The sequence below is a fragment of the Agrobacterium sp. Azo12 genome (assembly GCF_029193765.2).
Taxonomy (GTDB): Bacteria; Pseudomonadota; Alphaproteobacteria; order Rhizobiales; family Rhizobiaceae; genus Agrobacterium.
Genome location: NZ_JARFYO020000001.1, coordinates 1,668,550 through 1,686,644, shown reverse-complemented (window position 1 = coordinate 1,686,644; position 18,095 = coordinate 1,668,550). Strand labels below are relative to the sequence as shown.

Annotated in this window: 15 protein-coding genes and 1 tRNA gene; 7 read left to right on the top strand and 9 right to left on the bottom strand. The window is 55.9% G+C overall.

The genetic code is table 11. The annotated features are described in order from the left end of the window. Nucleotides 1-29 precede the first annotated feature (29 nt). Nucleotides 30-105, top strand: a tRNA-Lys gene (locus PYL13_RS07915). A gap of 238 nt (nt 106-343) precedes the next feature. On the opposite strand, the gene PYL13_RS07910 is transcribed toward PYL13_RS07915, so the two are convergent. Together PYL13_RS07910 and PYL13_RS07905 are read right to left on the bottom strand one after the other, a co-directional pair. Beyond that, complete coding sequence (locus tag PYL13_RS07910; protein ID WP_250982748.1) at nt 344-559, bottom strand: hypothetical protein; 216 nt, start codon at nt 557-559, stop codon at nt 344-346. Between the two features lie 341 nt (nt 560-900). Continuing rightward, nucleotides 901-1,812: a PhzF family phenazine biosynthesis protein gene (locus tag PYL13_RS07905; protein WP_275640943.1), complete on the bottom strand. Its 912-nt coding sequence runs from the start codon at nt 1,810-1,812 to the stop codon at nt 901-903. Between the two features lie 352 nt (nt 1,813-2,164). Between PYL13_RS07905 and PYL13_RS07900 the strand changes: the two genes are divergently transcribed. Then, a complete protein-coding gene (locus PYL13_RS07900; protein WP_250982751.1) occupies nt 2,165-2,938 on the top strand; it encodes an NAD kinase in 774 nt (257 codons plus the stop codon). A 4-nt stretch (nt 2,939-2,942) separates the two neighbouring features. Beyond that, nucleotides 2,943-3,479, top strand: coding sequence for a hypothetical protein (locus tag PYL13_RS07895; RefSeq protein WP_250982752.1), 537 nt, complete (start codon nt 2,943-2,945; stop codon nt 3,477-3,479). A 286-nt stretch (nt 3,480-3,765) separates the two neighbouring features. On the opposite strand, the gene prfB is transcribed toward PYL13_RS07895, so the two are convergent. The 3 genes from prfB to PYL13_RS07880 all read right to left on the bottom strand — a co-directional run bounded on the left by prfB (nt 3,766) and on the right by PYL13_RS07880 (nt 9,147). Beyond that, a protein-coding gene (gene prfB / locus PYL13_RS07890) for a peptide chain release factor 2 (RefSeq protein ID WP_259145094.1) occupies nt 3,766-4,897 on the bottom strand; the annotation gives its coding sequence in 2 pieces (ribosomal slippage) (nt 3,766-4,827 and nt 4,829-4,897; 1,131 coding nt in all). A gap of 129 nt (nt 4,898-5,026) precedes the next feature. Further along, entirely contained in the window at nt 5,027-7,483 is a 2,457-nt protein-coding gene (locus PYL13_RS07885) for a penicillin-binding protein 1A (protein WP_275640942.1), read from the bottom strand. 398 nt (nt 7,484-7,881) lie between these two features. Continuing rightward, nucleotides 7,882-9,147, bottom strand: a complete 1,266-nt coding sequence (locus PYL13_RS07880; RefSeq protein WP_246787651.1) for an N-acetylmuramoyl-L-alanine amidase — start codon at nt 9,145-9,147, stop codon at nt 7,882-7,884. 650 nt (nt 9,148-9,797) lie between these two features. Between PYL13_RS07880 and PYL13_RS07875 the strand changes: the two genes are divergently transcribed. Next, nucleotides 9,798-12,755, top strand: a complete 2,958-nt coding sequence (locus tag PYL13_RS07875; RefSeq protein ID WP_275640941.1) for an Rne/Rng family ribonuclease — start codon at nt 9,798-9,800, stop codon at nt 12,753-12,755. A gap of 105 nt (nt 12,756-12,860) precedes the next feature. Here PYL13_RS07875 and PYL13_RS07870 read toward each other — a convergent pair whose 3' ends face one another. Continuing rightward, nucleotides 12,861-13,646 carry a DUF4394 domain-containing protein gene (locus PYL13_RS07870; RefSeq protein ID WP_275640940.1) on the bottom strand — a complete coding sequence of 262 codons (786 nt, stop codon included), beginning with the start codon at nt 13,644-13,646 and terminating at the stop codon, nt 12,861-12,863. Nucleotides 13,647-13,842: 196 nt separating this feature from the next. Here PYL13_RS07870 and PYL13_RS07865 point away from each other — a divergent pair, with 196 nt between their 5' ends. Further along, nucleotides 13,843-14,469, top strand: a complete 627-nt coding sequence (locus PYL13_RS07865) for a sigma-70 family RNA polymerase sigma factor (RefSeq protein ID WP_275640939.1) — start codon at nt 13,843-13,845, stop codon at nt 14,467-14,469. Beyond that, nucleotides 14,466-15,185: an anti-sigma factor gene (locus tag PYL13_RS07860; protein WP_275640938.1), complete on the top strand. Its 720-nt coding sequence runs from the start codon at nt 14,466-14,468 to the stop codon at nt 15,183-15,185. Before PYL13_RS07865 ends, PYL13_RS07860 begins: the two co-directional genes overlap by 4 nt. A 106-nt stretch (nt 15,186-15,291) precedes the next feature. On the opposite strand, the gene PYL13_RS07855 is transcribed toward PYL13_RS07860, so the two are convergent. Beyond that, nucleotides 15,292-15,642 carry an antibiotic biosynthesis monooxygenase family protein gene (locus tag PYL13_RS07855; RefSeq protein ID WP_275640937.1) on the bottom strand — a complete coding sequence of 117 codons (351 nt, stop codon included), beginning with the start codon at nt 15,640-15,642 and terminating at the stop codon, nt 15,292-15,294. Beyond that, the gene (locus PYL13_RS07850) at nt 15,639-15,965 is read right to left on the bottom strand and encodes an NIPSNAP family protein (protein ID WP_275640936.1); all 327 of its coding nucleotides are present in this window, start codon (nt 15,963-15,965) and stop codon (nt 15,639-15,641) included. The genes PYL13_RS07855 and PYL13_RS07850 overlap by 4 nt, the downstream gene beginning before the upstream one ends. 75 nt (nt 15,966-16,040) lie before the next feature. Here PYL13_RS07850 and PYL13_RS07845 point away from each other — a divergent pair, with 75 nt between their 5' ends. Further along, the gene (locus tag PYL13_RS07845) at nt 16,041-16,742 is read left to right on the top strand and encodes an ArsR/SmtB family transcription factor (protein ID WP_275640935.1); all 702 of its coding nucleotides are present in this window, start codon (nt 16,041-16,043) and stop codon (nt 16,740-16,742) included. Between the two features lie 93 nt (nt 16,743-16,835). On the opposite strand, the gene PYL13_RS07840 is transcribed toward PYL13_RS07845, so the two are convergent. Then, on the bottom strand, nt 16,836-17,957 hold the full coding sequence (locus PYL13_RS07840) for a pyridoxal phosphate-dependent aminotransferase (protein WP_441296658.1): 1,122 nt from the start codon (nt 17,955-17,957) through the stop codon (nt 16,836-16,838). Nucleotides 17,958-18,095 lie beyond the last annotated feature (138 nt).

Sequence of the window (18,095 nt, the reverse complement as noted above, 5' to 3'; positions counted from 1 at the left end):
GCCCCCTCACACCGCCTGAGGGCGGCGGCGGGTGATTAGCTCAGTTGGTAGAGCAGCTGACTCTTAATCAGCGGGTCGTAGGTTCGAGCCCTACATCACCCACCATTAACTTCCTGAAATGACTGTGAAATTGGAGACTGCGAAATAACTTCGCCGCCTCTCGTCTCATGTCTTTCATGCAGATTTCGAGGATGGGTCATGAGCCGCATTTTGCTTATCGTTCTTCTTGGCGCTCTGGCCATCTCCATCGTCGGACATATCATTTTCGCATTCGTTGTGACGTAAAAAATCCCCCGCGCCCGACTGGAGAAAGGGCACGAGGGATCACATCAAACCAATATTGTTATTCTGTCTGCCGAGCTGTTTCGGGCGTCTCAGTTTTTTTCTGCATGATCAAGACTTCATCGGTCTTTTGATCTGCCGTTTTGGCAATGCTTGCCGTCTTTATTTCAGTATCGACTGCAGCTGATGTGTTCAGCTTGGCATGTCCGGCGCATTCGGCAAACGCTACAGGGGCCGAAAGCGCAAGTGTCGAGGCGATTATGAGAATTGCCTTCATATCATTCTCCTTTCGCTGTTTCACTGCGCGAGAAGAGTAACCCGCAATTCCAAATTCACGAAATCACGCTTTCTTACCGTGTTCGTCAGAACCTTTATCCGTCACCGACCGGCGCTCGCTGCGCAGATCGAGAGGATTTGGACAGAAACGCCGAAAGATCATTGCCACATGGGTTCCATGCAAATGGATGATGTTTGGAGAGTAGTTTGCTCCGCCATTTGCGGCCGTCAGTTGACGGCTACCACTTCTACCTGAGCCGTTACCCGTGTGTTGCATCGCGTTTCTCCTTCTGTCAGGGAAACGGGCAATCCACAAAAATGGTTCCAATTTTCAGGCTTTTATCAAACATCCATGGTGCCGTGCGCCACGCGGACGGCACTGCCGCCAATTCGTGCGCGGGAAATATCACCGTCTTTCACATCGATATGCAGATGGATGAAGGACGGACGACCCATCTCGACGCCCTGCTCTATCATCACCGGATAATGCCCGTCGGACAGGCCGTCAAAATGATGGATGGCGCCGGATAGAGCAGCCGCGGCCGAACCGGTTGCCGGGTCTTCGGCAATGCCCATTTCAGGCGAGAACATGCGCGCATGAAATTTGGCGGTGTGGTTCACACCACCACGACAGTAAACGTAGCAGGCAGCCAGCCTCCCCTCCACCAGCGGCGCCGAGCGTTCCCACAACTGCGGATCAAAATCCATTTCCCTAATAGTGGAGATATTATGCAGCGGCACCAGCAGGAATGGCACACCAGCCGTCCAAATCGACGGCTGGTGATTTTCAAAGCCGATATTGCCTTCGCTGACACCGAGTGCATCGGCCAGCTTCGCGCGGTCAAGCGGCAGCTCGATACGGGAAGACTTTCGCGGCAAATCGAATTCGGCAAACCCCGGCGCATCCTTGCGAAGCCGGATGGCGCAGCGGACCGGTCCTACCTTCTCCTCGAGAACGCAAACCATATCGACGTCACCGCCATTGGGGTTACGCTCCCCCAGTGCCACGGCAGCCCCAACGGTCGGGTGGCCTGCAAAGGGCAGTTCGCTACCGGGGGTAAAAATGCGTAAGGATGCGGCGTAGGCAGGGTTATCTGATTTGCGGATGAACACGGTTTCCGACAGGTTCATCTCGCGGGCGATAGCCTGCATCGTCTTGTCGTCAAGCCCGTCAGCATCATACATGACTGCGAGAGGATTTCCCTCAAGACGTTTGTCGGTAAAAACATCATAGATACTGTATTCGATCGCCACACCAGTCTCCTGCCGTTTTTTATTCCTTATGCTTTTGCCGCAACCTGCCCGACCCCGGCTTTCTCTGCAAGCCCGCAAATGATGGGCATTGCAACTGATAAAGTCCGAGCGCCATTAATCGTGCGCATGGTGAACAGTTTTCATAACGGCCGCATATTTTCAGACATCGTCATAAGGAACTGCCATTTTCCGCCTATAGGGTGCATCAAATCAGGCAGGGAGCCCACCATTGTGACGTTTGTTCGAAAATATCAGGCCATGCATCATAAAACGCGCCGGCTGCAGGCCTGAAAGAGCTTGTCGCACCCTCCTGACTTCCTGTACCAAGGTACTGTTCCAAAAGGTAGATTGCATGTCCGGTTCACAACAGTCGCTATCATTTGTCCACGCCAACACACCGGATGCCCGCGCCGCATGCGAAGCATTGATTGCCCGGTATGGAAACGCCCCCTTTGACGAGGCAAACGTCATCATTGCGCTGGGTGGCGATGGCTTTCTATTGCAGATCCTCAATGAAACCATGAATTCCGGCAAACGTGTCTATGGCATGAACCGCGGCTCAGTCGGTTTCCTGATGAATGATTTCCGCGTCGACAACCTGCATGAGCGTGTGGCGATTGCCACCGGCAATGATTTCCACCCATTAAAAATGATCGCGACGGATGTGCATGGAGCGGAATTTACCGCGCTAGCCATGAATGAGGTCAGTCTTTTCCGACAGTCGCACCAGGCTGCAAAGCTGAAGGTCACCGTCGATGACAAGATACGGCTGGAGGAATTGATCTGTGACGGCGTTATGGTTGCAACGCCTGCAGGGTCCACTGCCTATAACTTCTCCGCCCACGGGCCGATCCTGCCACTGGAATCACCCCTTCTCGCATTGACCCCGGTCAGCGCGTTTCGTCCGCGCCGCTGGCGTGGTGCATTGTTACCGAACAAGGTGACGGTGGATATTCATGTGTTGGAAGTTGAAAAACGTCCCGTCAATGCGGTTGCGGATCACACCGAGGTTAAATCCGTGGTAAGTGTGCGTATCGCACAATCCCAGGATAGAACTGCGGTGATTTTGTCCGATCCTGACCGCTCATGGTCGGACCGAATTCTCGCCGAACAATTCACGAACTGATGAAATGATGAAAATGCCAGGTCTTGTTACAAAAACCCTCCTGACAGCCGCACTGTTTGCGCTCTCGCTGCAAGCCGTTCACGCGCAGACGACACCAACCTCCCCCATCGAGGACCTGCCTGTCGCTGCCATTTTCGTCGCCAGCAGCGGCCTTTGGGAAGACGAGCCGGCCCCCGCTGCAGCAGCCACCACGACAGCGACTTCGGAAGCAGCGCCTCCTGCGGCCGCACCGCCACGCCGTGGTTATTACAAGGTCGTTGCGATGCGACAGAATGACGGCACGGCACGCATCTTTCTGCAGCAGATTGCCTACACGCCAAATGGCCCTGACCTCATCCAAACGGTGGAGCTGGAAGAGTTTTCGAAGTTCAAGGCCTATGTCACCGACATTCGTCCGGAAAGCTCGTCAGGCAACGGCAATGTGCCGGGCCTGTTTGTTACCGTTCACCTGAAGACCGATCCGATGTCGACAGAGACTGAAGCCTGGACCGTGCTAATCGATGAGCTGGGCGACATGAAGATCGAGAAAGCCTCGAACTGAACGCTGTGGAGCAGCCGCCTGCGACGGCTCTGAACCAATCACTTCCGACAAGATCAATCCCCGGCTTCGACCGGGGATTTTTTATGCCCGAGCAAATGAATGCCCCACATGCCTGGTCTTCTCCCGGGTCTTGATCTCAGGCAGCGCCTTGCCGCCGAAAGAAAACCCGCCGATCATGATCGGCGGGTTCTTTTGGTGCTGTCAAACTGAATCAAGTCGCTCACGATCTGATTCATCAACAGGCTCTAATGCTTTGTTTTCAATACACCTTACGGAGATATTGAAATCAGTCGATGTCGGAAACATCAATATCGGCACCGCCGCTGATGCGGTGAGCCAGTGCGGCTTCCATAAACTCGTTCAGATCGCCGTCCAGCACGTTGCTCGGAGCGGTGCTTTCCACACCGGTACGCAGGTCCTTGACCAGCTGGTAGGGCTGCAAAACGTAGGAGCGGATCTGGTGACCCCAGCCGATATCGGTTTTGGAGGCTGCCTGTGCATTGGCCGCTTCTTCGCGCTTTTGAAGTTCGACTTCATAAAGGCGCGAACGCAACATGTCCCACGCCTTGGCGCGGTTCTTGTGCTGAGAGCGTTCCTGCTGGCAGGCCACAGCGATACCGGTTGGAATATGCGTGATACGCACGGCCGAGTCGGTGGTGTTAACGTGCTGACCACCGGCACCCGACGAACGGTAGGTATCGATGCGGCAATCGCTTTCATTGATGTCGATCTGGATCGAGTCATCAACGACAGGGTAAACCCAGATCGACGAGAACGAGGTGTGACGGCGCGCGTTGCTGTCATAGGGCGAAATACGCACCAGACGGTGAACGCCCGATTCCGTCTTCATCCAGCCGAATGCATTGTGGCCCTTAACGAGAATGGTTGCAGACTTGATGCCCGCCTCTTCCCCATCATGCACTTCCAGCACTTCAACCTTGAAGCCCTGGCGTTCAGCCCAGCGGGTGTACATGCGCAACAGCATGCTGGCCCAGTCCTGGCTTTCAGTACCGCCAGCACCGGAGTGAACTTCAACATAGGTGTCGTTGGCGTCGGCTTCACCAGACAGCATCGCTTCGACCTGCCGGCGGTTGGCTTCGCTGCGCAGCGCCTTCAATGCCTCTTCGGCGTCCTTGACGATATCCTGATCGCCTTCTTCCTCGCCCATCTCGATCAATTCGATATTATCGTTGACCTGCTGCTCGAGGGCTTTGACGCCGCTGATGCTTTCGTCAAGCTGCTGGCGCTCACGCATCAGCTTCTGTGCTTCTGTGGCATCGTTCCAGAGGTTTGGATCCTCTGCCTTGTTATTCAACCAGTCCAGTCGTCTTATCGCCTGGTCCCAGTCAAAGATGCCTCCTCAGCAGGCTTATGGCCTGCTTGATTTCGTCGACAACATTCACAATCTCGTTGCGCATTCGCTGCTATTTCACCTTCGTTGAAAGTCTCTGGACGTCTTCATCCACTCAGTAAAACTGGCCCCGGTGCATAAATGCCGAAGGCGCGGATGTAAAGACCCGCGCCTTCGCTGCATTGTGATCTGGAGCTTAGTAAAGCCCGCCACCACCGTTGGTAATGGCCTGCTGTGCCTGTGGTGAGGCACGCATGATATCTTCCGGCGACATGTAGTTTTCCATGCCGATAACCGAGAAGCTGTCAGCCGGGCCGGTGCCTGGCTTGAAGGCTTCCATGATCGTGTCTGGATCACCTTCATTGGCATACATGCCGGTCTTGCGGTTGACGGCGATGAACTGCATGCCCTCAGGCACGATGAACTTGCCGGGCGGTGTGTGCTTGGCAGCAGCTGCGAGGAACTCGCCAAAGATAGGTGCAGCAAGCGAACCACCGGTGCCACCACGACCAAGCGGTGCTGGCGTATCGAAGCCAATGTAAAGGCCAGCCACGAGGTCCGGTGTGTAACCCACGAACCAGGCATCCTTTTCATCGTTGGTGGTGCCTGTCTTGCCAGCAACCGGACGATCCTTGACCGGAATCTTGCCAGCGGCCGTACCACGGGTGACGACGCCTTCCAGCATGGATGTTGTCTGGTAGGCTGTCATCGGGTCGAGAACCTGTTCGCGGTTATCGATGATGGTCGGCTCGTCCTGACCTGACCAGGTCTGCGCGTTGCAGCCTTCACAGGTGCGTTCTTCGTGACGGAAAATCGTCTTGCCGTAACGGTCCTGAATACGGTCGATCACGGTTGGCTTGATCTGCTTGCCGCCATTGGCCAGAACCGCGTAGGCAGAGACCATACGGGTCACGGTCGTTTCACCCGAACCAAGCGACATGGCGAGAACCGGCAGCATCTTGTCATAGATACCGAAACGTTCCGCATATTCCGCAACAAGGTTCATGCCCATGTCGTCTGCAAGGCGGATGGTCATCAGGTTACGAGACTTCTCAATACCGAGACGCAGTGTCGACGGACCAGCGGAACCACCGCCGTAGTTCTGCGGACGCCAGACCTGACCGCCAGAGACGATCTCAATCGGCGCATCCATCACAACAGAAGCTGGCGTATACCCATTGTCGAGCGCTGCAGCGTAAACGAACGGTTTGAACGACGAACCCGGCTGGCGCATGGCCTGCGTGGAACGGTTGAACTCCGACTGACCGTAGGAGAAACCGCCAACCATGGCGAGAACGCGGCCGGTATGCGGGTCCATGGCAACGAGGCCACCCTGCACTTTCGGTGGCTGACGAAGACGGAACGTATTGCCGTTTTCTGTCAATGCCTGGACATAGACAACGTCACCAGCCTTCAGAACGCCACTTGGCGACTTGGCGGTGTTACGCTTGCCGGTCGCATCGCGGTAAGCCCATTTCATGTTTTCAGCTGGAATGCTCGCACGGACGCGATCCTGGACAACCTTGCCACCGGCATCGGTTTCCGGCTGCATGCCGATATCAACGGATTGATCGCCAGCGTCCAGCACCACGGCCAGTTTCCACTCCGGCACGTCGCGCAGCGGACGGATCTTGGCAAGGGCAGCGCCCCAATCACCGGATACGTCAATCTCATCGACAGGGCCACGGAAACCACGGCGCTCGTCATAATCAAGAAGACCGTCCTGCAGCGCCTTGCGCGCTTCAACCTGCAAGACCGGATCAAGCGAGGTACGAACCGAAAGGCCACCTTCCAGCAGGGCCTTCTCGCCGTATTTATCAACGATCTGGCGACGGACTTCTTCGGCGAAGTAGTCAGACGCAAACAGGTGGGCACCACCGCGACGCAGATTTACGCCAAGCGGCTGGTTTTTTGCTTCCGACGCATCGGCGGTGTTGATGTAGCCATTTTCGGCCATACGGTCGATCACCCAGTTACGGCGCTCAAGAGCAGCCTTCTCGTAACGGAACGGGTGGTAGTTGGCCGGGCCCTTCGGCAGCGATGCCAGATAGGCGGTTTCGGCAATGGTCAGTTCGGTGACCGACTTGTTGAAATAGGTCAGCGCGGCACCGGCAATACCGTAGGCATTCATACCGAAGAAGATTTCATTGAGATAAAGCTCAAGAATCTTGTCTTTCGAATAGGTCTGCTCGATGCGGAAGGACAGAATCGCTTCCTTGATCTTGCGGTCGATGGTCTGGTCGTTGGTCAGCAGGAAGTTCTTGGCGACCTGCTGAGTAATGGTCGATGCACCAACCGGACGGCGGCCGGAACCGAGGTTCTGGATGTTGACCAGAATAGCGCGGCCAAGACCGTAGATATCAACGCCAGGGTGATTATAGAAATTCTTGTCTTCTGCGGAGAGGAACGCAGCCTTCACGCGGTCTGGAATGGCCTGGATGGGCAGGAACAGGCGCTTTTCATGCGCATATTCTGCCATCAACGCACCATTGCCGGCGTGAACGCGGGTCGTGACCGGCGGCTCGTAGGAGCTGAGAACGGCATAGTCCGGCAATTGCTCGCGAAGGGTGTAGAGATAAAGCGCAGCCCCTGCAGCAGCGCACAGGAAAAGCGCGCTTGCAATACCGAAGAAATATCCAATCAGTCTTATCATATAAAGCTACCGATAATCCGAACGTGGCATTCGCGCTCACCATCAAGCGCATTTTCGCATAGTCGGTGCGGTTTTGCACACCACTCCGGCAATGACAAGCCGGGACATCAGCATTTGCCAATATAGCCGGTCATAAGCCACACCAAACAAAGTCTTTAATGCAAAAGCGACGAGTCGCCCACACATATGCCGAGTAACGCCGGGAATGTGAGTAAAATAGGGCCCTACCCCAGTAAAGCGGGCATTAGGGCCATTGCCAAGACCTTTTCCGGCCAAGGGTCACCTTATCGCAACAGGTCAAATAGCTGAGAACTGCCTGTCCCGCAGCAAACCCTGTGGTTGTATTTGGCGCCGCAAAAGCCACGACCCCACGAAAAAGTTACTGGAAAGAGGACGCCTCAACCGCCGTTGGCGACGAACTGATTGTGATATTTTCCGACCGCCTTTGCCATGACATCGGCCAGCTTTTTACGCCATTCGACATCGAGCAACAGCTTTTCATCTTCCGGATTGGACAGGAAGCCCATTTCCAGCAGAATGGAGGGAATATCAGGCGCCTGCAAAACGCGGAAACCGGCATAGCGATGCGGGTTGTTGATCAGGCCGATCTGCCCTTCAAACGACGCCAGGATATTACCGGCCAAGGTCACCGAGAACGCCTGTGTCTCGCGCCGTGTCAGGTCGAGCAGGATATCGGCCACTTCCGGCTGGCTTGCCGGCATGGCAACACCGGCCAGTTCGTCGGACAGGTTTTCGCGCTCAGCCAGTTCAGCCGCCATGCGGTCGGATGCGCGGTCTGATATGGTGTAGACGGTTGCGCCACGAATGCCCTTTTGTTTGAGCGTATCGGCATGCAGAGAAATCAAAAGATTAGCGCCTTTCTGGCGGGCGATCTGCACACGCTCGGAAAGGGCCAGAAACTCGTCGGATTCGCGCGTCAGCACGGCCTGAATGCCGGGCTCCTTGTTCAGCCGCTCTGTCAGTTCCTTGGCAAAGGCAAGGGTAATGTCTTTTTCATGCGTACCGGTCTTGCCGCCCTGCGCACCATTATCAATGCCGCCGTGGCCTGCATCAACTGCGATGATGAACTGGGCCTGCCGGTCACTCTTGCCGCTGACAACGCCATCAACCGAGGCGGTGGTGACCGGAGATGGCGGTTGCCAGCTCTGGTCTTTGACGAGATTGGCAAAGGTCGCCTTGTCGGTGATTTCAGCATCCAGCACCAGACGAACGCCATTACCTTCCGAATTTGGCTGCACCTCGGATATGGCCAGGCGCACCGGTTTCTTGGCGGTCAGAACGATCCGGGCGCGGCCCTCGTCCATCGTGCCGAAACGCACGTCACGGAAAAGGCCGGCAGCCTCGAGATCCTTGGCAGGAAATGCAAAATCGGTGGATGGAAGATCAACGACGATACGCTCCGGCGAATCGAGATAATGCACCTCGAATTCCGGCTCTTCGGCAAAATCGATGACAACGCGGGTGCGGGCTTCATTTCCGGCGATGCGGGCCGCGCTCGCCACCATCCTTGAACTCTCGCCGATTGCAAAAGCAGCGTTTGGAACCGAGAAGAAAGTGACTGCCGTCAGAGTGGCTGCAAGGGTGATTCGCAGCGTAATACGCGTCGAGCACCGGATTGCCGCCCGCATTTGTGCAATAATCATGACAGCCCAAATCTTTTTTTTCATATTCGTCATTTTAGCAAAGTGCTTTCAAAAGCCCCCAATGCCTCTCGAAACCGCGCCGCCCTGCCCTGTTTCGGTCCGTGTCAGACCACATTCACAGCCATTGGTGAAGCATTTGTTAACGCCTGAATTACTCCAGCAATATGGCATATTTAGCGTGCCTATTGCTATTGAGCCGGATAAACCATACAACACAAATTGAGGGTTTAGATGTTAACGGGATAGATACCCGTAGGGCTGCCAATCGTAAAGACGCTGGCGCTGCAAAACGGGAATCATCTGCCGTCGCTACATTTTTCCTGAAACTGGAACAATTCCGGCATGAGCCGGGCATATACCCGGTGGCATGCCACCGTCCGCCCTTCTGGAAGGGCAAACTCATCGGCCTCAAGGGGCCAGTTATTATCGTATTACCGGCTTGGGCAAATGGTGTCGTTGCAACAGCTTTCTTACATACAAGGCCAAAGCGGCAAGCATTTTGCATTGCCCTTCGCCTCGCTGTTGTCAGTTGACGCGCGCCAAGCGGTAAACATCATTTCCGACGCACCCTCTCATAGATACGGGAGAACCGCCTTTTCGGCGGTACGATCCTCGTCTGTCACGGGGTCGCGTCGAGGAGCAGAGATTACATGGCAGACAAAATGCTTATCGACGCCTCCCACGAAGAGGAGACGCGGGTTGTAGTCGTCAGAGGCAACCGGATTGAGGAGTTCGACTTCGAATCCGAGCACAAGAAGCAGATCCGGGGCAATATCTACCTTGCAAAGGTAACCCGGGTAGAACCATCGCTTCAGGCAGCCTTCGTCGATTACGGTGGGAACCGTCATGGCTTTCTGGCATTCGCAGAAATCCATCCCGACTACTATCAGATCCCGCTTGCGGATCGTCAGGCACTTCTGAGAGCAGAAGCCGAAGAACATCGCGGTAGCGATGATTTCGAGCCAGCGGATGCCCCGCACGACCATACAGCGACAGTCGATCTTTCCACAGCTGACCAGCCGGACATCGGCATTGTACCGCTGAGCACTGATGCGAAAGTCTCCGACACATCAGAGCAGCAATCCGCCGCGCCGCAGGAAACTGCCGAAGCTGAAGCTGCGCCTGCAGAGGTAGAAGCAGAAGCCGCCAACATTGAGGCACCTGCCGAGGAAGAAAAGCCAAAGAAGCGCGTACGCCGCCCCCGCAAGAAGAAGGCCGATGCTGAAGAAGAAGCATCAGCCGAAGCTTCCGGCAGCGATGATGAGACCCCAGGCGGCGAAATGGCTGCGATGGTTGACGCTGACACGATTTCGGAAGAAGTCGAAGGTCTTCGCCGCAATGGCTCTGACGACGATGATGACGATGACGACGACCATGAGAAGGAAGTTATCGAATCCGTCGGCGCAGAAGATGCCATGGAAGAGGTTCCTGATCGCGTAGCGCGCAAGCCACGCAAGCAGTACCGCATTCAGGAAGTCATCAAGCGCCGCCAGATTATTCTGGTTCAGGTTGCCAAGGAAGAACGCGGTAACAAGGGCGCAGCTCTGACCACCTACCTTTCATTGGCCGGCCGTTACTCCGTGCTGATGCCGAATACGGCTCGAGGCGGCGGTATTTCCCGCAAGATCACTCAGCCTCAGGACCGCAAGCGCCTGAAGGAAATCGCACGCGATCTGGAAGTGCCGAACGGCATGGGCGTTATCCTGCGTACAGCAGGTGCCAACCGTACACGTGTCGAGATCAAGCGCGACTTCGAATACCTGATGCGCCTGTGGGAAAATGTCCGCACACTGACATTGAACTCCACAGCCCCTTGCCTCGTTTACGAGGAAGGCTCGCTGATCAAGCGTTCGATCCGCGACCTCTACAATCGTGACATCAGCGAAATCATCGTGTCCGGCGAAGAAGGCTACCGTGAAGCAAAAGACTTCATGAAGATGCTGATGCCGAGCCATGCCAAGGTGGTTCAGCCTTACCGCGATATTCACCCGATCTTCTCGCGCTCCGGCATCGAAGCGCAGCTTGACCGTATGCTGCAGCCGCAGGTCACGCTGAAATCTGGTGGTTACCTGATCATCAACCAGACAGAAGCTCTGGTTTCCATCGACGTCAACTCGGGCCGTTCGACCCGCGAGCATTCCATTGAGGAAACCGCGCTGGCAACGAACCTTGAGGCAGCGGAAGAAGTTGCACGTCAGCTTCGCCTGCGCGACCTTGCCGGTCTTGTCGTCATCGACTTCATCGACATGGAAGAAAAGCGCAACAACCGCTCCGTCGAGAAGAAGTTGAAGGATTGCCTGAAAAACGATCGCGCCCGCATTCAGGTTGGCCGCATCTCGCATTTCGGCCTTCTGGAAATGTCCCGCCAGCGCATTCGCGCTTCGGTTCTGGAATCCACAACACAGGTCTGCACGCATTGCGGCGGCACCGGCCACGTGCGCTCCGAGTCTTCCATCGCCCTGCACGTGCTGCGTGGCGTCGAGGAATATCTGCTGCGCAACACAACGCACAACATCACTGTGCGTTCAACGCCGGACACTGCCCTTTACCTGCTCAACCACAAGCGTGGCACGATTGTCGATTATGAAAACCGCTTCGGCGTTTCGATCATCATCGCCGCCGATGCCAGCGTTGGCTCGCAGCACTTTGCCATCGATCGTGGCGAACCTGTCGAGAACCCGGTTAGAATTGAAAGCCTGCTCCAGCTTCTGCCTGTGATCGAAGAAGAAGATGATCCAGTCTTCGAAATCGAAGAGGACGAAGACGAGGAAGAAATCATCAAGGCACCAGTTGCCCAGCCAGCACGCGCTGAGGGTGATGAAGATGGCAATCGCGGCAAGCGCAAGCGTCGTCGTCGTCGTCGTCGCAAGGGCGGCCAGAACGGTCAGGACGCGCAGGCACAGGATAATGGTGCCGAGGGCGATGATGAAGGCGACGAGAGCGATGACGATGCTGACAACGGCGTAGAAACCGTTGGTGGTGACACCAACGAGACTGCCGATGAAGTTTCGGCTGACAACAGTTCGTCTGACGAAGAAAACAAGCGCAAGCGTCGCCGTCGTGGCAAGCGCGGCGGTCGTCGCAATCGCTCCGATGAAGAGAACGATATCGAAGCCTCGGGTGAAACTGATGGTGACGACAACAGCACTGCCGATGAAGGCGTTGCGGTTGAAACCGCTGTGTCCAGCGAAAGCGACGTCGTCGTTGTGGAAGCCGCGGCGGCCAGCGTCGTTGAAGGCGGTAGCGGCGAAGTGGTGTCCGAAGAGCCAAAAGCCAAGAAGCCACGCCGCACTCGCAAGGCCAAGGCACAGGAAGAAGCTCCAGCTGAAGAGGCTGTTGCTGCTCCCAAAGCTGAAAAACCTGCCAAGGCCAAGGTTGAAACCGTAGAGCCGGTGGTTGTTGAAGAGACGGTTGTCGACGCCGCGATTGAAGAAGTTGGTGAAGCTTCTGCCGATCTGAGTGATGACGCAAAACCCGTCCGCGCCAACCGTGGTGAGAATGTTTCGTCTTCCGAGCCTGTGGTAACGTCCACAGCCTCGAACGAAGGTGATGGCGATGATCCAAAGCCGCGTAAGGGCGGCTGGTGGCAGCGCCGCGGTTTCTTCTGATAGAAGCCTTATAAAATGCAAAAAAAGCCGCCCGTAGAGTCACTTACGGGCGGCTTTTTCATTTTTTGATTCACTGCTTGGCGTGAGGTTTCAGCTGTTGCTGCCTCACATGGCAGGCAAGATAGCGATATCCCTCACCTCGTTGTCGATACCAGTGACTGCACCAACCTGCGTGGCAGCACCGGTCTCAAGATTGACAGTGTAGAGGGTTTTATTGGCGACAAGATAGGCGGTGTTCTTGCCGTCTTCCGCACCTTGAATGTCGAAAGCGTAAGTGGCTGGTGTCGTTTCGATACCCAACTTGCCGATTGCCTTGAGCGTACCGTCATTTGGTTTGGTCTGCTGGATCAGCGCACCAATGGTGGCATCGATATTGTACATCGCAGTCTTTTCAGGCTTGCCCCAGGAATTGGTGTAAGCGGCCGCGACGATGTTGGGGGTTTCACCCTTGTGCATATCACCGTCTTCATAGGCCAATGTGCCATCAACCGTCACAGCACCGGTATCAGGGTGAACACGGTGATTGGTGGTGCCGGTCATGAAACGCAGACGGTCTGCCATCGGATTGAAATCAACGACCACAGGCGCGTCCGTCATTGCCAGCGGCTTGTCCATTTTGGCCACTTCGGTTGCGGCACCGCTGGTCAGATCAATGGTGACGATGGTTCCCTCAGGCGTTACGCCGACCACGGTCTTGTTGCCAGGACGAAAATCAATGCCCACCAACTTGTCGACACCGGTCACATCCATGGTTTTGGAAACTTCCGGTTTGTCTGTGTCGAACATCACCAACGTCTTGTCGCCGGTCAGGCCAAGAACAGGTGCGGCATGTGCGGATGCGGCAGCTAGAACGGCGGTGGAAGCAATCAGTACGGAACGGATCATGTGCATGGCATTTCTCCCTTTGGATATCTGTTTCAGAGAACCCCGCTTCAACACCTGTGAAGCGCCTCTCAATGGGTAGACACACGGGAGATGCCGTTTGGATGCAGGCAAATAAAAAAATTATGCTGCATCCATTTGCGCCTTTGAGGGGTAACCCCACAGAGAATGATGAAGCCTTGCGTTCAAAAAACAGGACAAGCTGATGTCTGGAACAGGCGCCCTATCTGTGAGATACCCGTTTGAGAGAAATGTTCGGGAGGAGAACCGTTTGCTGGTAACGCAGGATCAAAGCGAAGATTTAAACGCTGCGCTTGCAGCCTGTGCAAAAGGTGACCGCAAAGCCCTGCGGCATATTTATGATAGTGAAGCCGGACGGCTGGTGGCTGTAGCCCAGCGCATTTTGAGGCGGCGTGATCTTGCTGAGGAAGCCGTGCAAGAAGGGTTCATCCGCATATGGACCAAGGCGCATCAGTTTGAACCGGGCCGCGGTTCGGCACGTGGTTGGATCTATGCTGTTATTCGCAATCACGCGCTCAATATGTTGCGGGATGGCAAACGCGAAGATCTTGTTACCAGCGACAAACTTGAGGAATTGCAGGACCGTGAACAGATCGATCAGATCATGGCCTCCTGGCAACGTCTGGAAAGTGGCAGCCGCCTGCATGAATGTCTTGGCGCACTGGAAGAAACGCGACGACGAACGATCCTCATGGCCTATGTCGGTGGTTATACACACGGCGAAATTGCCGGACGCCTGCGGTTGCCGCTTGGCACCGCAAAGTCGTGGATAAAACGAGGACTTTCCGCATTGAGGGAGTGCATGCGATGACCGGCACCAACCCTGAACACGACATCATACACCTTGCCGATGAATATGTTCTTGGCCTGATGGAGCCAATGGAGGCTGCGGCCTTCGAGGTCCGCCTTGAGCGCGACGCCGAACTGCGTGCCGCCGTTGAAGCAAGCCGTGACCGTTTTCTGCCGCTTGATGCGACGGCAGAACCTTTGGACGTCCCGGAGGAACTCTGGCAGAGGATTGATGCCGGTATTTCGGCTGCGCGCCCTACCCCTGAGATCGCCACAGCGCCATCCCCTGCCGCCAGCAATGACAATATCAAGTCTGGCTGGCGCTGGACTGCGATGGCTTCGCTTGCGGCCACAGTGCTGCTTGCCGTGACACTCGGCTGGAGCCTGCTCACCAGACCCGATCCTGTCGTGATCGCTGTTCTGCTTGATGCCAAGGGTGAAGCACAGGCAATCGTCGAAGACTTCGGCAACGAGCAAGCGACGGTGAAGCTGCTTGCAGATTTCACTGTCCCAGAAGGCAAGACGTTGCAGGTGTGGACCCTGCCCTCTCAGGACATGGGCCCAGTGTCGCTTGGACTGTTGGAAAACAGCCGCTCTGCAGCTCTGAAAGGACCGGCCCTGCCCAAACCGCAGGGAGAACAACTCTATGAAATCACGCTGGAAACGGCGGGAGGATCACCGACTGGTCGACCCACGGGGCCAATTCTCGTCAAAGGTTTCGCCAAAGCGCCGCGATAAAGACTGACGAATACAAAAGACGCCCGCAACGACGCTGCGGGCGTTTTCTTTTGTCTGACAGATTGGCGAGAGGAAAAACGGCTTGGGCACCGCTTCGCTCTTTCAGCTATTTTGCTTCATGACGCTGACGGCTGTCTGGCGGGGCGTCTTCGCGCTCATCTAAGCCATAATCACGGATTACGCTGGCAACACGCAGACGGTAATTGGCAAACACGCCATTGCGGCCGGCGGATTGCGCCGCGCGGTGGGCATCAAGATTGCGCCAGGCTTTGACCGCCTCTTCGTCCCGGAAAAACGAAAGCGACAGCATCTTGTCGGGATTGGTGATGCTCTGGAACCGCTCAACCGAGATAAATCCGTCGATAGTCTGGAGGTCTTCGCGCAGCCTGGCGGCTATGTCGAGATAGTGCTGCCGTTCCCCCTCGGCCGGCCACACCTCGAATATCACAGATATCATCGCTCACTCTCCCCATGTGGTGCGGATGCCAGTTGCAGGAATAGCCGGTCTTCGCGGCGGATGAATTGTTCGCGCCTGGCAAATTCGTAGTTGTCACGCCCGAGTGGATCTGCTGCCAGACGTGCACGATAGGCTTCATAGGCCGCGAGGTTCTCGATATTATAGATGCCGTAGGCAATGGTGCTAGAGCCCTCCTTCGGCGCGTAATACCCGATCAGTTCCGCACCACAGCGTGGAATGGCTTGTCCCCAGTTGCGGGCATAGTGTTCGAAAGCATCGACCTTATAGGGATCAATCTCATATCGAATAAAGCAGGTCAGCATGGCGATTTCCTTTCGTGTGACATGCCTCCGGTCTACGCCATTGCTGTACGTCAATGCTTCGGCTATGATCGAACTATGAAAGACGGACCCATTATCGCAACTATCGCCTCACTGATCGGCGACCCTGCCCGCGCCAATATACTGACGGCGCTGATGGATGGCCGCGCGCTGACCGTCAGCGAGTTGGCAAACGCTGCCGGTGTCACGGTACAAACGGCCAGCGGGCACCTCTCCAAACTGAGCGACGCCAATTTGCTGAAAGCCGAAAAACAGGGACGGCATCGTTATTTCCGTCTGTCGGGCGAAGATGTGGCGCAGGTGCTGGAAGCGCTGATGGGGCTTGCCCAGCGCACCGGCGCCGTTCGGGTCCGCACCGGCCCCAAGGACGCGGCGCTGCGTGAAGCAAGGGTCTGTTACGACCATCTGGCCGGGGAAAGCGGCGTGCAATTGCTGCACGGCATTACCCAGCGCGGTCTGGTGATTTCACAGGATGAAACCATTGCGCTGACCGATCAGGGCCAGCAATTTTTCTCCGACTTTGGTATTGATCTGGAAAGCCTGCAAAAGGCGCGTCGTCCGGTCTGCCTGCACTGCCTGGACTGGAGTGAAAGACGCCACCACCTCGGTGGTTCGCTCGGTGCATCGCTGCTCAACGCCATGTTGGACAAACAGTGGATCAAGCGCGCGGAAGGTCGGGTTCTGACCTTCACCAGCAAAGGCCGCACGGCTTTTGAAAGCACGTTTATCTGTGAAGCCGCCGACGACAGTGCCAGTTGATAAACTGATTCAAGTGCCTGCGGGTTTGATTCCGCAAATCGCCGCAAGGCACTGAAATCAGATTCTTTTATCCCTTAGATCCAAGCGCTGAAATCAGCGCTTTTCTTTCAGCCAGCCGGCCATGCGGCCAACCGCCTCGGCGATATCAGAGACGGAACCGGCGTAGGAAATACGCAGGGCGCGGTGCCCCTCTGTGGGGTCAAAATCCATGCCCGGTGTCGCTGCAACATCGATTTCCGTCAGCATGCGCTTGGCGAAATCCATGCTGTCATTGGTAAAGCGGCTAACATCGACATAGGCGTAGAAGGCACCATCCATCGGGGACGCCAGCGGCAGGCCGATCTGTGGCAGACGCTCCATCAGGAAGTCACGATTGGTGTGGTAGCTTTCCTTGTAGACATCCAGTTCTTCAGCTGCACCAAAAGCGGCGGCAGCAGCAATCTGCGACAGTTCCGGAGCAGAAATATAAAGGCTCTGCGCAAGACATTCGACCGGACGCACCAGACTTTCCGGCAGCACCATCCAGCCGACACGCCAGCCGGTCATGCAATAATATTTCGAGAATGAATTGATGACGACAGCCTGATCAGTGATTTCCAGCGCGGAGGTTTCCTCGCCAACAAATGTCAGTCCGTGGTAGATCTCGTCGGAAATGAAAGCGATGGAGCGGCTCTCGCAATAGGTTGCCAGCCGCTTCAGTGCCTCACGTCCGGTGACGGTACCGGTGGGGTTGGCTGGACTTGCCAGCAGAACGCCCTTCAGTTTGCAGCCGGCAATGGTTTCCGCCCGCTCAAGGCTTGCTGGCGTCAACGTAAAGCCCGTTTCAGCCGTAACTGGCACTTCCACAACCTTCAGGCCGAGTGCTTTGAGAATATTACGATAGGCCGGGTAGCCGGGTCTGGCGATAGCAACCGCATCGCCAGCATCGAACAGGCTCAGAAATGCCAGATTGAAGGCAGCGGAAGAGCCTGTCGTTACCGCAATGCGCGCCGGGTCAACATCTATGCCATGCTGCACGCGGTAGTGACCGGCAATGGCTTCACGCAGCTCAAGCAGGCCAAGCGCATCGGTGTAACCAATCCGCCCTTGTTTCAGCGCTTCGCTGGCCGCAGCGAGAGCAGCTTTTGGTGCGGGATGGGCTGGCTGGCCAAGTGACATGGAAATGACGGGGCGACCGTCTTTCTTGCGACGATTGGCTTCCGCCAAAATATCCATGGCATGGAAGGGTTCAACGGCACTGCGGCTGGAAACAGGAATCAAAACGAAGCCTCTCTTATTTTCTCCAGCATCAGCCCCCAAAATGGTTAGGGTTTGGTGAAGCAAGATGTGTGGTGGTAAAACTGTAGCGCACAG

Excerpts from the sequence above, each read along its gene's own strand:
- PYL13_RS07910 (WP_250982748.1), bottom strand. The coding sequence starts at position 559 with ATGAAGGCAATTCTCATAATCGCCTCGACACTTGCGCTTTCGGCCCCT.
- PYL13_RS07840 (WP_441296658.1), bottom strand. The coding sequence starts at position 17,957 with ATGGATATTTTGGCGGAAGCCAATCGTCGCAAGAAAGACGGTCGCCCC.
- PYL13_RS07885 (WP_275640942.1), bottom strand. The coding sequence starts at position 7,483 with ATGATAAGACTGATTGGATATTTCTTCGGTATTGCAAGCGCGCTTTTC.
- PYL13_RS07860 (WP_275640938.1), top strand. The coding sequence starts at position 14,466 with ATGACCGGCACCAACCCTGAACACGACATCATACACCTTGCCGATGAA.
- PYL13_RS07855 (WP_275640937.1), bottom strand. The coding sequence starts at position 15,642 with ATGATATCTGTGATATTCGAGGTGTGGCCGGCCGAGGGGGAACGGCAG.
- PYL13_RS07900 (WP_250982751.1), top strand. The coding sequence starts at position 2,165 with ATGTCCGGTTCACAACAGTCGCTATCATTTGTCCACGCCAACACACCG.
- PYL13_RS07895 (WP_250982752.1), top strand. The coding sequence starts at position 2,943 with ATGATGAAAATGCCAGGTCTTGTTACAAAAACCCTCCTGACAGCCGCA.
- PYL13_RS07850 (WP_275640936.1), bottom strand. The coding sequence starts at position 15,965 with ATGCTGACCTGCTTTATTCGATATGAGATTGATCCCTATAAGGTCGAT.
- PYL13_RS07875 (WP_275640941.1), top strand. The coding sequence starts at position 9,798 with ATGGCAGACAAAATGCTTATCGACGCCTCCCACGAAGAGGAGACGCGG.
- PYL13_RS07865 (WP_275640939.1), top strand. The coding sequence starts at position 13,843 with ATGTCTGGAACAGGCGCCCTATCTGTGAGATACCCGTTTGAGAGAAAT.
- PYL13_RS07870 (WP_275640940.1), bottom strand. The coding sequence starts at position 13,646 with ATGCACATGATCCGTTCCGTACTGATTGCTTCCACCGCCGTTCTAGCT.
- PYL13_RS07845 (WP_275640935.1), top strand. The coding sequence starts at position 16,041 with ATGAAAGACGGACCCATTATCGCAACTATCGCCTCACTGATCGGCGAC.
- PYL13_RS07880 (WP_246787651.1), bottom strand. The coding sequence starts at position 9,147 with ATGATTATTGCACAAATGCGGGCGGCAATCCGGTGCTCGACGCGTATT.